Below are 13,949 nucleotides of genomic sequence, written 5' to 3'. Positions count from 1 at the left end.
CCTAGCTCGCGGCCAGCGCCTGCGCGATCCAGCCGTCGAACAGCTGCCGGTGGACCCGGATCCACCCGTCGACGTGGCGCTCGATGTCGCGCTGCGAGCCGGCGCCTTGGCTCATGCGAAGGTTCTGCGCGTTGATGTCGGCGATCGGCAACTGCATGACCTCGAACAGCTTGCCGGCGGCCGGATTCTTCTCGACGAAGGCCCGGTTCGCAACGATCTGCTCCTGGTTGGCCTGGAAGCCGTAGTTCCTGCCGTTGGCCAGCGCGGTATCGGCATCACCGGCGGGCGACGACGAGAACGGCACCTGCAGCCAGACCACGTCGGTGCCCGGCCGCAGCACGGCGCTGACCCAATAAGGGGTCCAGGCGTAGTAGAGGACCGGCCGGCCCTGCTTGTAGCGGGCGATGGTGTCGGCCATCAGCGCGGCATAGCTGCCCTGCTTGTGGGTCACGCTGTCGCGCAGCCGGTAGGCCGTGAGGTGGTTCTCGATCGCCCCTTCGCAGCCCCAGCCCGGGTTGCAGCCGGTGAGGTCGGCCTTGCCGTCGCCGTCGGTGTCGAACAGCTTCGCGATCGCGGGCTCCTTCAACTGCGCGATGTTGGTGATGTCGTACTGTTCGGCCGTCTTCTTGTCGATCAGGTAGCCCTGGACCGCGCCGTCGGCGTAGACCCCGCGGCGCCACAGCTTGGCGTCGCCGCCGCTGTTCTTGTAGAAGTCGGCATGCAGCAGGCTCCAGTGGCTGGCCATGAAGGTGGCATCGCCGTTGGCGATCGCCAGGTGCTCGGTGGCCGGCTCGAGGTCCTTCATCGGCTGCACGTCGTAGCCGAGCCGCTCCAGCGCCCGCGACACCAGCAGCGTCTGGAACGCCTCTTCGGCGAGCGAGCTCTTGAGCGGCTGCACGGTGACGCCCTTGCCCGGCAACTCGGCCGCGTCGGCCTGGACGGAAAGACCCAGGCCCAGGCCCAGTCCGAGCCCGAGCACGGCCGTGGCCAGCACGCCGTGCGCGGCGGCGGGCTCGCGCCCGCTGTGCGACGGGCGCACAAGGCGATGCAGCAGGCGCAGCGCGAGGCCGGCCGGTCCGGTGTGCCACCAGCGGCGCCCGGCGCTGCGGCGCGAGCGGCCCATGGCCTGCGTCAGGCGGTCGAGCGAGATCGCCAGCAGCACGATGCCCAGGCCGCCCACGGTCGCCAGGCCCATGTCGAGCCGGCCGATGCCGCGCAGCACCATCTGGCCGAGGCCGCCGACGGCGATCATCGAGGCGATCACCACCATCGACAGCGACAGCATCAGCGCCTGGTTGATGCCCGCCATGATCGAGGGCATCGCCAGCGGCAGTTTGACCTTCACCAGCATCTGCCAGGGCGACGCGCCGTAGGCGCGGGCGGCCTCGACCAGGTCGGGCCGCACCTGGCGCAGGCCCAGGTTGGTGAGGCGCACCAGCGGCGCCAGCGCGAAGATGATGGTCACGATCACGCCCGGCACGTTGCCGATGCCGAACAGCATCACCACCGGCACCAGGTAGACGAAGGCCGGCGTGGTCTGCATCGCATCGAGCAGCGGCCGCATCAGGCGTTGGGCCCGGTCGCTGCTGGCCAGCAGCACGCCCAGCGGCAGGCCGACCGCCAGGCAGAAGACCAGCGATGTCAGCACCAGCGACAGCGTGACCATGGCTTCGGACCAGATGCCCAGCAGCGCCACGAGCAGCAGCGACACCGTGGTCCCGGTGGCCAGCTTGCGGCCGGCGAACTGCCAGGCCAGCAGGCCGATCAGCGCGACCATGGCCAGTGGGGGCAGGCCGTTGAGCAGGCCCTCGACCCGTGTCAGCGTGCCATCGATCGGCAGCCGCACGGTCTGGAAGAAGGGGCGGAAGTTCTCGACCACCCAGCCGAGCCCCTGGTTGATCCAGGATTCGACCGGCAGGGAGCCGTCAAAGAGGCGGTGCAGCTGGAAGCCGGTCGCCGCGGGGTCGGCCGATCCGGCCAGTTGGCCGGCGGTGTCCGCCGGGGCGTCCAGCCAGGCGCTGGCCGATGCCGTGTCGGGCGTGGCGGACAGGGCCGCCCAGGGGTCGCTGACCGCGGGCGGGGGCAGCGCGGTCACGGGATCGTTCAAGTTGGCCAGTTCGGAAGGCAGTGCGGTGTCGTTCATCGGGAGGTCCTTCGGAAAGTCAGTGCGCTTCAGTGGTTTCGGGCGGCCGCGAGGCCGCGGCCTCGATCGGCGGCGTGTCGCGGTCGAGGAACTTCAGCAGCGTGGTCTTGCTGATCGCGCCGCAGAAGCGGCCGTCGCCGGCCACCACCGGAACGGCGCAGGGCGCCTGCGCCACCTGGCCGAACAAACCGGCCACCGGAGCGTCCGCGGCGATCGGCGCCAGTCCGTCCAGGAACGCGCGCTGCAGGCCGAGCGGACCCGAATGACCGTCGAGCGCCGCGCGCAGCGTGTCGGCCGACACCGTGCCCAGGTAGCGCCGGGCCGGGCTCACGACGTAGGCGAATTCGCGGTCCTGGTCTTCGAGCATCTTCAGCGCGGCGCGGGCGCCCCGGTCGCTGTGCTCGCAGACCGCGGTGAGCGACTGGCGGGCGATGTCCGCGGCCTTGAAGACCGCCGCGGCATCGACGCCGCGCACGAAGCTGCGCACGTAGTCGTCGGCCGGACTGCGCAGGATCTCGTCGGGCGTGCCGACCTGGATCACCTGGCCGTCCTTCATGATCGCGATGCGGTCGCCGATGCGCATCGCCTCGTCGAGGTCGTGCGAGATGAAGACGATGGTGCGGCGCTGCTGCTGCTGCAGCCGAAGCAGTTCCGACTGCATCTCGGTGCGGATGATCGGGTCGAGCGCCGAGAAGGCCTCGTCCATCAGCAGGATCGACGGATCGGCGGCCAGCGCGCGCGCCAGTCCGACGCGCTGCTGCATGCCGCCGGAGAGCTCGTCGGGGTAGCTGTCGCCCCAGCCGGCCAGGCCCACCTGGGCCAGCGCCTGGTCGGCCTGCTCGAGCCGCTGCTTCCTGCCGGCGCCGGCCAGCTCCAGTCCGAAGGCGGTGTTCTCGCGCACCGTCATGTGCGGCATCAGCGCGAAGGACTGGAACACCATGCTGATGTCCTTGCGGCGCAGCGCCCGCAGCCTGGCATCCGAATGCTGGTTGATGTCGGCGCCGTCGATCACGATGCGCCCGGCGGTCGGCTCGATCAGCCGGTTGAGCAGGCGCACCAGGGTCGACTTGCCGGAGCCCGAGAGGCCCATGATGACGAAGATCTCGCCGGCCTGGATCTCGAAGGTGGCGTCGAACACGCCGATCGACTGGCCGGTGCGGGCCAGGATCTCTTTCTTCGAAAAACCTTGTCGGACCAGGTCCAGGGCCTGCTCCGGCGCGTCGCCGAAGACCTTGAAGACGTGGTCGATCAGAATTCCTTTGGCCATGGGCCGGGCTCCTTTTGTGCGGGCCACGCCGTCGGCCGATCGGGTCGCGCGGACGCGCATGCGGCAGTCCGGCGAGCCCCGAGGGCTGCCGACAGGCACTGAAGACGACTTGGCGACGAAACCAGTGCCCGCCGGAGGCTTCATTCGCAGGGCAGCGGGCCTGGTCGAGGGGCGCTGACTGGATGAGCGAGACGTGGCAGTGGGGCCGGAACGGTCCGGCCGATTTGCCGGGCGGGGGGCCCGGCGGCGAGAACCTGCACCGCGACGGGATTCGGGATCCGCGAGTAGTGCAGGGCGATCAACATGACTTGTTGATCGTCTGAGGGGCTGAATTATAACTTTCCGGCATGACGTCGTCAAGGCGGACACGGACAAATGCGACCCATTCTTGTTTGCGACGATACTCGGTGCAGATCCCGGTCTGCCGGGCGTACCCTCCCATCCGAACTCCGGAGCCCTCCATGACGACATCTCCCAAGACCCGTGTCGAACGCGACACTTTCGGCCCGATCGAAGTCCCGGCCGACAAGCTGTGGGGCGCGCAGACGCAGCGCTCGCTGCAAAACTTCGACATCTCCGGCGAACGGCAGCCGCGGGAAATCATTCGTGCCCTGGCGCAGGTCAAGCGCGCCTCTGCCGTCGTGAACCATGCGCTGGGCCTCCAGGACGAGGCCAAGACGCAGGCCATCGCCGCCGCCGCCGACGAGGTGATCGCCGACCGGCATGCGGACGAATTCCCGCTGGTGGTCTGGCAGACCGGCTCCGGCACCCAGACCAACATGAACGTCAACGAGGTGCTGGCCAACCGGGCCAGCGAGTTGCTCGGCGGCGAGCGCGGGGAAGGGCGGCGGGTGCACCCGAACGACGACGTCAACCGCAGCCAGTCGTCCAACGACGTCTTCCCGACTGCGATGCACGTGGCGGCGGTCGAGGCGATCACGCACCGGCTGCTGCCGGCGATCGCCAAGCTGCGCGGCACGCTCGAGCAGAAGTCGAAGGACTTCGCCGACATCGTCAAGATCGGCCGCACCCATCTGCAGGACGCGACGCCGCTGACCTTGGGCCAGGAGTTCTCGGGCTATGCGGCCCAGCTGGCCCACGGCGAGGCCCATGTGCGGGCGTCGCTGCCGCACCTGTGCGAACTGGCGCTCGGCGGCACCGCGGTCGGCACCGGCCTCAACGCCCCCAAGGGCTATGCGGAGCAGGTGGCGGCCGAACTCGCGAAGCTCACCGGGCTGCCGTTCGTCACGGCGCCGAACAAGTTCGAGGCCATGGCCTCTGTGGATGCGCTGGTCCATGCGCACGGCGCGCTCAAGACCCTGGCGGCCAGCATGATGAAGATCGCCAACGACGTGCGCTGGCTCGCCAGCGGGCCGCGCAGCGGCATCGGCGAGTTGAGCATTCCCGAGAACGAGCCGGGTTCATCGATCATGCCTGGCAAGGTCAATCCGACCCAGAGCGAGGCCGTCACGATGCTGGCGGCGCAGGTGTTCGGCAACGACGTCGCGATCAACATCGGCGGCGCCTCGGGCAACTTCGAGCTCAACGTCTTCCGCCCGATGGTGGCGCACAACTTCCTGCAGAGCGTGCGGCTGCTGGCCGACGGCATGGTGAGCTTCAACGACCACTGCGCGGTCGGCATCGAGCCCAACCGCGAGCGCATCACCGAGCTGGTGCAGCGTTCGCTGATGCTGGTGACGGCGCTCAACACCCACATCGGCTACGACAAGGCGGCCTTCATCGCCAAGAAGGCGCACAAGGAAGGCAGCAGCCTGCGCGAGGCGGCGATCGCCTCGGGGCACCTGACGGCCGAGCAGTTCGACCAGTGGGTAGTGCCCGAGAACATGACGGGGCGCTGAACGGCCCCGCCCGCGTCAATGGTCGGCGGGCGCGCGGGCCATCAGCCGGTCGGTCGCCGCGATCGCCATCGCCGACAGCAGGAAGGTGATGTGGATCGCGGTCTGCGCGATCAGCACCCGGTCGGTGTAGTTGTCGGCGTTGATGAAGGTCTTGAGCAGGTGGATCGAGCTGATGCCGATGATCGCGGTCGCCAGCTTGACCTTCAGCACCGAGGCGTTGACGTGGCTCAGCCATTCGGGCTGGTCGCGATGGCCTTCGAGGTTCATGCGGCTCACGAAGGTCTCGTAGCCGCCGACGATCACCATGATCAGCAGGTTGGAGATCATGACGACGTCGATCAGCGCCAGCACCACCAGCATGATCACGGTCTCGTTGAGCGAGGTCACCGGCGCGGTGGTCTTGTAGCCGATGCTGGTGACCAGCGCCTCCAGCGCATCCTTGCTGCCGAACGCGGCCTCGACCAGGTGGGTCAGCTCGACCAGGAAATGCATCACGTAGACGGCCTGCGCCACGATCAGGCCGAGGTACAGCGGCAGCTGCAGCCAACGGCTGGCGAAGATCAGGTTGGGGAGCGGCCGCAGCGGCGAGACCTTGCCGGTCCGGGGAAGGAGAGGATCGTCGTTTGACATCGAAAGGTTTCGGCGAACTTGCGAACAGCTGTAAAACGGCGATTCTAGGGGCGGCCTGTGACCGAACTGCGCAATGCCCCGTGTAGTTAACATGGCCCGTCAGTCGTCCGTAAGTGCGGAATCCGACATTACGACCCGTCATCACGTTTGGTACAGGAGACAAGAATGAGCAGCGCATCGACGATCGAATCCGTCCTGGTCGAAAACCGTGTCTTTCCGCCCGACGAGCGGGCCAGCAAGGGGGCGCGCATCGCCAGCATGGCCGCCTACGACGCGCTCTGCAAAGAGGCCGCGGACGACTTCGACGGCTTCTGGGCCCGCCAGGCGAAAGCCAACGTGACCTGGACCAAGCCCTTCACGCGCACGCTCGACGAGTCGAACGCGCCGTTCTACAAGTGGTTCGAGGACGGCGAGCTCAACGCCTCCGCCAACTGCCTCGACAAGCACATCGGCACCCCGGTCGAGAACAAGACCGCGATCATCTTCGAGGCCGATGACGGCGCGGTCACCAAGGTCACTTACAAGGAACTGCTGGCACGTGTCTCGCAGTTCGCCAACGCGCTCAAGGCCGAGGGCATCCGCAAGGGCGACCGGGTCATCATCTACATGCCGATGACCATCGAAGGCGTGATCGCGATGCAGGCCTGCGCCCGCATCGGCGCCACCCACAGCGTGGTCTTCGGCGGCTTCTCGGCCAAGGCGCTGCAGGAACGCATCATCGACGCCGGCGCGGTCGCCGTCATCACCGCCAACTATCAGCTGCGCGGGGGCAAGGAACTGCCGCTGAAGGCGATCGTCGACGACGGCATCGCGCTCGGCGGCTGCGAGTCGATCAAGAGCGTGCTGGTCTACCAGCGCACCGCGACCGCCTGCGCGATGGTGGCCGGGCGCGACAAGACCTTCGCCGATGCGCTGAAAGGCCAGGCCAGCGAATGCCCGCCGGTGCCGGTCGGCGCCGAGCATCCGCTGTTCATCCTCTACACCTCGGGCTCGACCGGCAAACCCAAGGGCGTTCAGCATGCCACCGGCGGCTACCTGCTGTGGGCCAAGCTCACGATGGACTGGACCTTCGACGTCCGTCCCGAGGACGTCTTCTGGTGCACCGCAGACATCGGCTGGATCACCGGCCACACCTACGTCGCCTACGGCCCACTGGCCGCCGGTGCGACCCAGGTGGTGTTCGAAGGGATCCCGACCTTCCCGCACGCCGGGCGCTTCTGGCAGATGATCGAGAAGCACAAGGTCACGATCTTCTACACCGCGCCGACCGCGATCCGCTCGCTGATCAAGGCGGCCGACAGCGACGAGAAGGTGCACCCGAAGAACTGGGACCTGTCATCGCTGCGCATCCTCGGCACCGTGGGCGAGCCGATCAATCCCGAAGCCTGGATGTGGTACCACCGGAACATCGGCGCCGAGAAGTGCCCGATCGTCGACACCTTCTGGCAGACCGAGACCGGCGGCCACGTCATCACGCCGCTGCCGGGCGCCACGCCGCTGGTGCCGGGGTCGTGCACGCTGCCGCTGCCGGGCATCATGGCCGCGATCGTCGACGAGACCGGCAAGGACATCCCCAACGGGGCCGGCGGCATGCTGGTCATCAAGCGCCCCTGGCCGTCGATGATCCGCACCATCTGGAACGACCCCGAGCGTTTCAAGAAGAGCTATTTCCCCGAGGAGATGGGCGGCACGATCTACCTCGCCGGCGACGGCGCGGTGCGCAGCGCCGACCGCGGCTACTTCCGCATCACGGGACGCATCGACGACGTGCTCAACGTCTCGGGCCACCGGCTCGGCACGATGGAGATCGAATCGGCGCTGGTGGCCAAGACCGACCTGGTGGCCGAGGCGGCCGTGGTGGGGCGGCCCGACGACGTGACGGGCGAAGCGGTCTGCGCCTTCGTGGTGCTCAAGCGCGGCCGACCGGCGAGCGAAGAGGAAGCGCGCAAGATCGCGACCGAACTGCGCAACTGGGTGGCGAAGGAGATCGGTCCGATCGCAAAACCGAAAGACATCCGCTTCGGAGAGAATCTTCCGAAGACGCGCAGCGGTAAGATCATGCGGCGCCTGCTTCGCAGCCTCGCCAAGGGCGAGGCCATCACCCAGGACACCTCGACTCTGGAGAACCCGGCCATCCTCGAACAGCTGGGCCAGGCGTACTGAGCGAGGGCGCTGGCGGCGCGTCGCCGCCAGCGGTTCAACTTCAGGGAAAAACAAAAATGGGATTGAGAACCGCCGTCTTGCTGATCGTCGTGCTGCTGATCGCAGCGCTGGCCGCGTTGAACTGGGGCACGATCGCAACACCCACCTTGATCTCGATCGGCTTCATGCAGGTCACGGCGCCGCTGGGGCTGATCATGCTGGGCCTGACGGCACTGCTCGGCATCTTCTTCGTGGCCTACGTGGTCTACCTGCAAAGCTCGATCCTGATGGAGACGCGCCGGCACACCAAGGAAATGCAAGCCCAGCGCGACCTCGCCGACAAGGCCGAGGCCTCGCGCTTCACCGAGCTGCGCAGCTTTCTCGAAACCCAGGAAAACGTCCACATGGCGCGCAATGCCGAGCGGCACGCAGCCTTGCTGGCGCGCATCGAACAGGTGGAGGCCGCTGCCAGGCAGCGCGCCGAGCAATCCGAGAACTCGATCGCGGCTCACATCGGACAGCTGGAAGATCGCCTCGAACGGCGCCCGGTGGCGACACCGTCCGCCATGCCGCCGGCGGTCTGAGCCGGCGTGCTGCCGTGCCTACTTGGTCGACAGCACCCAGGCCGCGAGCTTCTTGGCGTCCGCCTCGCTGACCTGGTTGTTGGCGGGCATCGGCACGGGGCCCCAGACGCCCGCGCCGCCCTTGATGATCTTGGTCGCCAGCATGTCGACGGCGCCTTTGTCGTCCTTGTACTTCGCGGCCACGTCCTTGAACGAGGGGCCCAGCACCTTGCGATCGACCGCGTGGCAGCTCATGCAGTTCTTTGACGTCGCCAGCGCCAGGTCGGCGAAGGCGGGCGCGGCGCAGGCCAGGGTGGCCACGGCGAGCAAGAGCGCTTTTTTCATGAGTGACGTGCGTGGGTGCGTTAAAGTCGTATCAACGCGATTGTAGGCAGGGCGGTGGACCGTCTTGGCCGGCGTGTCCCTGACTCAACGGAGAAGTTCGCGATGTGGTTCCTGATGCTGGGCCTGCTGGGTGTGGCGCTCAAGTTTTTCGAGATCGGCTTCGTCGCCACCTGGAGCTGGTGGGTCGTGCTGATTCCGTTCGCGCTCGCGATCGCGTGGTGGGCCTGGGCCGATGCCTCGGGCTACACCAAGCGCAAGGTGGTCGAAAAAGAGAACCAGCGGCGCCAGGACCGCATCGACCGCCAGCGCAGCAATCTCGGCATGCTCACCAGCCGCTCGAACCGCAAGCGGCGCTGAGGGGCCAGGCGCCTCTAGCGCGCTCTTCACCAGAAACACCGCGGAACCGGCTTTGCCGGGCCGCTGGTGTTGCCCCCGGTAGGGGGTGGGCGCCCGGACACGCAGTGCCCGGCAACCTGGGGGCGAGCTCAATACTTGTCGAGCACCGCGCCTGAGCTCGCGCTCGAGGCATTGAAGGCGAACTTCGCCTGCACGCCCCGCGTGTAGCGCGGCGCCGGTGCCTTCCAGCCTTCGCGCCGCTTGGCGATCTCGGCTTCCGGCACATTGAGTTCGAGCTTCAGTTCATGGGCGTCGATGGTGATCGAGTCGCCTTCGTTGACGAAGGCGATGGTGCCGCCGGCCGCCGCCTCGGGCGCCACGTGACCGACCACCATGCCCCAGGTCCCGCCCGAGAAGCGGCCGTCGGTGATGAGGCCGACGCTTTCGCCCAGGCCGGCGCCGATCAGAGCGCCCGTGGGCGCCAGCATCTCGGGCATGCCCGGTCCGCCCTTGGGGCCCAGGTAGCGCAGCACCATGACGTCGCCGGCCTTGATCTTGCCGTCGAGGATCGCCTGCAGCGCCGACTGCTCGTCGTCGAAGACGCGCGCCGGGCCGGTGATGACCGGGTTCTTGAGCCCGGTGATCTTGGCCACCGCGCCTTCGGGCGACAGGTTGCCCTTGAGGATGGCGAGGTGGCCCTCGGCGTACATCGGGTTGCCGATCGGGCGGATCACGTCCTGGTCGGCGCGCGGCTGGTCGGGCACGTCCTTCAGCACTTCGGCAATGGTCTGGCCGCTGATCGTGAGGCAGTCGCCGTGCAGCAGGCCGGCGTTGAGCAGCACCTTCATCACTTGCGGGATGCCGCCGGCCTGGTGCAGGTCGACCGCCAGGTACTTGCCGCTGGGCTTCAGGTCGCACAGCACCGGCACCTTCTTGCGCATGCGCTCGAAGTCGTCGATCGACCAGTCGACGCCGGCCGCGTGGGCGATCGCCAGGAAGTGCAGCACCGCGTTGGTCGAGCCGCCGGTGGCCATGATGACGGCCACCGCGTTCTCGATCGCCTTCTTGGTGACGATGTCGCGCGGCTTGATGTCCTTCTTGATCGCCTCGATCAGCACCTTGGCCGACTCCTTGGCCGAGTTGGCCTTCTCGTCGTGCGGATTGGCCATGGTCGACGAGTAGGGCAGCGAGATGCCCAGCGCCTCGAAGGCCGAGCTCATGGTGTTGGCCGTGTACATGCCGCCGCAGGAGCCGGTGCCGGGGATCGCGCGCATCTCGATCTCGCGCAGGTCCTCGTCGCTGAGGTTGCCGGCGGCGTTCTGGCCGACCGCCTCGAACACGCTCACGATGTTGAGGTCCTGGCCCTTGTACCGGCCGGGCAGGATGGTGCCGCCGTAGACATAGATCGCCGGCACGTTGGCGCGCAGCATGCCCATCAGGCCGCCGGGCATGTTCTTGTCGCAGCCGCCGACCACCAGCACGCCGTCCATCCACTGGCCGCCGACGCAGGTCTCGATGCAGTCGGAAATCACTTCGCGGCTCACCAGCGAGTACTTCATGCCCTCGGTGCCCATCGCCATGCCGTCGGAGATGGTCGGGGTGCCGAACACCTGCGCGTTGCCGCCGGCTTCCTCGATGCCTTCGATGGCCGCATCGGCCAGCTTCTGCAGGCCCGAGTTGCAGGGCGTGATGGTGCTGTGGCCGTTGGCGACGCCGACCATCGGCTTCTTGAAGTCGCCTTCCTGGTAGCCCATGGCGTAGAACATCGAGCGGTTCGGCGCCCGGCTCTTGCCTTCGACGATGTTGGCGCTGCGGCGGTTGATCTGGATCGGTTTCGTGTCCATCGTGGTTCTCGCGTTCGTGATCGGGGGATGCCAAGTATCGGACGATTGATTGATTGCTTCCAATCCTATTTGTCGGTGCTATTGATATGCTTGGCATATGAAAGAAGCACCGATCGACCTGCGCGCCTGGCGCCAGTTCGTGGCCGTTGCCGAGGAGCTGCACTTCGGCCGTGCCGCGCTGCGGCTGCACATGACACAGCCGCCGGTCACCCAGGCGATCGCCCAGCTCGAGCGCACGCTCGGGGTGCTGCTGTTCGACCGCACGCGGCGCCGGGTGGCGCTGACGCCGGCCGGCGAGGCGCTGCTGCCGGAGGTGCGCGAGCTGCTGGCGCGCGCCCAGGCCCTGCCGTCGCGGGCCCGCGCGGCGGCGGCCGGAGAGGTCGGGCGGGTCCGGCTGGCCTTCGTCTCGACCATCGGCTTCGACCAGCTGCCGGGCTGGGTGCGCGCCTTTCGCGAACACAGTCCGCAGGTGGTGCTCGAACTGGTCGAGGCCACCGGCGACGTGCAGCTGCGGGACCTGCAGCGGGGCGACATCGATGCCGGGCTGATGCTGCACTCGCCGGGCTTCGCGCCGCCGGGGCTCAGCCACCTGCGGGTGGCTGTCGAGCCGCTGGTGCTGGCGCTGCCCGAGCACCATCCGCTGGCGAGCGCGCAGCCGCTGCCTTGGGAGGCGGTGCTCGGCGAGCCGCTGGTGATCTTTCCGCGCCGCATCGCGCCTTCGCTGCATGACGCGGTCTTCGGGCTCTACCACGCGGCCGGCCGGCTGCCCGTGGTGGCGCAGGAAGCGATCCAGATGCAGACCATCGTCAACCTGGTGTCGGCCGGCCTCGGCCTCGCCTGGGTTCCCGAGAGCGTGATGCAGTTCCGCCGCACCGGGGTGGTCTACCGCACGCCCGACAGGGCCGGTGCGCGCGGCAGGAAACAGCCGGCGGTCCCGCTGTGCGAGACCAGCCTGGTGTGGCTGGAAGGCGACGCGCACCCGGCGCTTGACCGTTTCGTCGGCTTCGTGCGCGAGCGGATGGAGGAGGGCGGCTGAGCGCCCTCAGGCTTGCGACTGGGTCTGGAGGTAGTTCTCGAGTCCGACCTTGTCGATCAGGCCGAGCTGCTTCTCGAGCCAGTAGGCGTGGTCTTCCTCGGTGTCTTTGAGCTGGGCGAGCAGCAGGTCGCGGCTGACGTAGTCGCCGACGCTTTCGCACAGCGCCATGCCCTGCTTGAGCGCCTCGCGCACCTCGTATTCGGTGTCCAGGTCTTTCTGCAGCATCTCGGGCACGGTCTGGCCGGGCGTGAATTCCTTCGGACGCATGTCCGGCAGGCCGCCGAGCAGCAGGATGCGGCGGATCAGCGCGTCGGCGTGCTGGGTTTCCTCCTGCATCTCGTGGTCGAGGCGGGTGTAGAGCTTGACGAAGCCCTGGTCCTCGTAGATGCGGGAATGGATGAAGTACTGGTCGCGGGCGGCGAGTTCGCCGCGCACCAGTTGCTTGAAGTAATCGATGACCTGTGGGTTTCCCTGCATGGGGCTTGCCTTGTTGTTTGGGGGCCTGTTCACCCTATTTCCGGGGTCGCGAAGGTATGCCAGGGCGGGCCAATCAAGGCGTGCGACGCCGCATGTGCGTTGGCACATGCAAGGAGCGCAACGCGGAGTGGCCCGCCCTGGCATACCTTCCCTTCGGGTTGCCGAGCAAAGGGGCCGTCTGCCGCGTTGCCCGCGCTTGCAAGGCGCAAGCCTTGCTGCGCGCGGGCGCCTTGCATCCAGCCCCTTTGCTCGACAACGCGACCCCGGAAATAGGGTGAACAGGCCCTAGGTGAAGACCCGAGTATCGGTCGAACCGGGGACGGCGGGGAAGATGTCCCCCTTTGCGCGGTCTGCATGGGCCTGTGTCTCAGAAGCGTTCGCATCGGGACGGCACAATCTGTCCCATGCTCATGTACCCGCAGATCAACCCCATCGCCCTGCAGCTCGGACCGGTCGCCATCCACTGGTATGGCCTGACCTACCTGGCTGCCTTCGCGCTGTTCTATTTCCTCGGCACGCGCCGGCTCGGGCACGAACCCTTCCGCTCGATCACCGGCCCCGGCGCCTGGACCCGCAAGGATGTCGAGGACATCCTGTTCCTCGGCGTGATGGGCGTGATCGTCGGTGGCCGGCTCGGCTACTGCCTGTTCTACAAGCCGGGCTACTACCTCACCCATCCGCTCGAGATCTTCTTCGTCTGGCAGGGCGGCATGAGCTTTCACGGCGGGCTGCTCGGCGTGATCGCCTCGATGGTCTGGTTCTCGCGCTCGCGCGCCCGGCCGTTCTGGCAGGTGATGGACTTCGTGGCGCCCTGCGTGCCCACGGGTCTGGCGGCGGGGCGGGTGGGCAACTTCATCAACGGCGAGCTCTGGGGCCGCTTCAGCAACCCCGAATTGCCTTGGGGCATGGTGTTTCCGCAGAGCGGCTCGATGCTGCCGCGCCACCCCTCGCAGGTCTACCAGTTCCTGCTCGAGGGCCTGCTGCTGTTCGTGCTGCTGTGGCTCTACGCCCGCAAGGACCGCGGCGAGCGGCGGGTGTCGGCGGTGTTCCTGATCGGCTACGGCCTGATGCGCTTCATCGCCGAATACTTCCGCGAGCCCGACGACTTCCTCGGCCTGCTGGCGCTCAACATGAGCATGGGGCAGTGGCTTTGCGTGCCGATGATCGCCTTCGGCCTCTGGCTCTATGCCAGCGCCCGTCCGGCGCCGGTGGCCGGAGCCCTCAGGGGCTGAGCGGCGGCCGCCGGGGCCGGGTATCTCCCGAGGCCCCGGGGCGTTGCGCGTTGGCGGCTGCATTCTCATAATTAC

Annotated in this window: 12 protein-coding genes and 1 pseudogene; 6 read left to right on the top strand and 7 right to left on the bottom strand. The window is 67.7% G+C overall.

What is annotated here, in order from left to right; all coding sequences use genetic code 11:
* Position 1 precedes the first annotated feature (1 nt).
* The 3 genes and pseudogenes from proX to proV form a co-directional block, all read right to left on the bottom strand.
* Positions 2 to 979, bottom strand: coding sequence for a glycine betaine/L-proline ABC transporter substrate-binding protein ProX (proX, locus tag AC1DF3_RS10890; protein WP_478139686.1), 978 nt, complete (start codon positions 977 to 979; stop codon positions 2 to 4).
* Positions 980 to 1,036: 57 nt separating this feature from the next.
* Positions 1,037 to 2,143 (bottom strand): annotated as a pseudogene (proW, locus tag AC1DF3_RS10885) (glycine betaine/L-proline ABC transporter permease ProW); the annotation flags it as partial.
* A gap of 19 nt (positions 2,144 to 2,162) precedes the next feature.
* Positions 2,163 to 3,410 carry a glycine betaine/L-proline ABC transporter ATP-binding protein ProV gene (proV, locus tag AC1DF3_RS10880; RefSeq protein ID WP_478139636.1) on the bottom strand — a complete coding sequence of 416 codons (1,248 nt, stop codon included), beginning with the start codon at positions 3,408 to 3,410 and terminating at the stop codon, positions 2,163 to 2,165.
* Between the two features lie 461 nt (positions 3,411 to 3,871).
* Here proV and fumC point away from each other — a divergent pair, with 461 nt between their 5' ends.
* Positions 3,872 to 5,269, top strand: a complete 1,398-nt coding sequence (gene fumC, locus AC1DF3_RS10875; protein WP_301812344.1) for a class II fumarate hydratase — start codon at positions 3,872 to 3,874, stop codon at positions 5,267 to 5,269.
* 15 nt (positions 5,270 to 5,284) lie between these two features.
* On the opposite strand, the gene AC1DF3_RS10870 is transcribed toward fumC, so the two are convergent.
* Positions 5,285 to 5,899, bottom strand: a complete 615-nt coding sequence (locus tag AC1DF3_RS10870) for a YqhA family protein (RefSeq protein WP_478139635.1) — start codon at positions 5,897 to 5,899, stop codon at positions 5,285 to 5,287.
* 165 nt (positions 5,900 to 6,064) lie between these two features.
* On the opposite strand from AC1DF3_RS10870, the gene acs reads away from it, so the two are divergent.
* Complete coding sequence (gene acs, locus AC1DF3_RS10865; protein ID WP_478139634.1) at positions 6,065 to 8,062, top strand: acetate--CoA ligase; 1,998 nt, start codon at positions 6,065 to 6,067, stop codon at positions 8,060 to 8,062.
* Positions 8,063 to 8,118: 56 nt separating this feature from the next.
* Positions 8,119 to 8,625, top strand: a complete 507-nt coding sequence (locus AC1DF3_RS10860; protein ID WP_286531636.1) for a LapA family protein — start codon at positions 8,119 to 8,121, stop codon at positions 8,623 to 8,625.
* A gap of 18 nt (positions 8,626 to 8,643) precedes the next feature.
* Here AC1DF3_RS10860 and AC1DF3_RS10855 read toward each other — a convergent pair whose 3' ends face one another.
* Positions 8,644 to 8,949 carry a c-type cytochrome gene (locus AC1DF3_RS10855; protein ID WP_286531638.1) on the bottom strand — a complete coding sequence of 102 codons (306 nt, stop codon included), beginning with the start codon at positions 8,947 to 8,949 and terminating at the stop codon, positions 8,644 to 8,646.
* A gap of 102 nt (positions 8,950 to 9,051) precedes the next feature.
* On the opposite strand from AC1DF3_RS10855, the gene AC1DF3_RS10850 reads away from it, so the two are divergent.
* Positions 9,052 to 9,306: a TIGR04438 family Trp-rich protein gene (locus AC1DF3_RS10850; protein WP_286522445.1), complete on the top strand. Its 255-nt coding sequence runs from the start codon at positions 9,052 to 9,054 to the stop codon at positions 9,304 to 9,306.
* A 128-nt stretch (positions 9,307 to 9,434) separates the two neighbouring features.
* Here AC1DF3_RS10850 and ilvD read toward each other — a convergent pair whose 3' ends face one another.
* Positions 9,435 to 11,129, bottom strand: coding sequence for a dihydroxy-acid dehydratase (ilvD, locus tag AC1DF3_RS10845; RefSeq protein ID WP_286367550.1), 1,695 nt, complete (start codon positions 11,127 to 11,129; stop codon positions 9,435 to 9,437).
* A 97-nt stretch (positions 11,130 to 11,226) separates the two neighbouring features.
* On the opposite strand from ilvD, the gene AC1DF3_RS10840 reads away from it, so the two are divergent.
* Complete coding sequence (locus tag AC1DF3_RS10840; RefSeq protein ID WP_478139633.1) at positions 11,227 to 12,165, top strand: LysR family transcriptional regulator; 939 nt, start codon at positions 11,227 to 11,229, stop codon at positions 12,163 to 12,165.
* 6 nt (positions 12,166 to 12,171) lie between these two features.
* On the opposite strand, the gene bfr is transcribed toward AC1DF3_RS10840, so the two are convergent.
* Entirely contained in the window at positions 12,172 to 12,642 is a 471-nt protein-coding gene (gene bfr / locus AC1DF3_RS10835; RefSeq protein ID WP_301812333.1) for a bacterioferritin, read from the bottom strand.
* A gap of 404 nt (positions 12,643 to 13,046) precedes the next feature.
* Between bfr and lgt the strand changes: the two genes are divergently transcribed.
* Positions 13,047 to 13,874, top strand: coding sequence for a prolipoprotein diacylglyceryl transferase (gene lgt / locus AC1DF3_RS10830; RefSeq protein ID WP_286522442.1), 828 nt, complete (start codon positions 13,047 to 13,049; stop codon positions 13,872 to 13,874).
* Positions 13,875 to 13,949 lie beyond the last annotated feature (75 nt).

The sequence above is a fragment of the Variovorax sp. 10N432 genome, assembly GCF_056394465.1.
The sequence above is the reverse complement of the archived record's forward strand: the minus strand, read 5'-3'. Positions and strand labels throughout refer to the sequence as shown.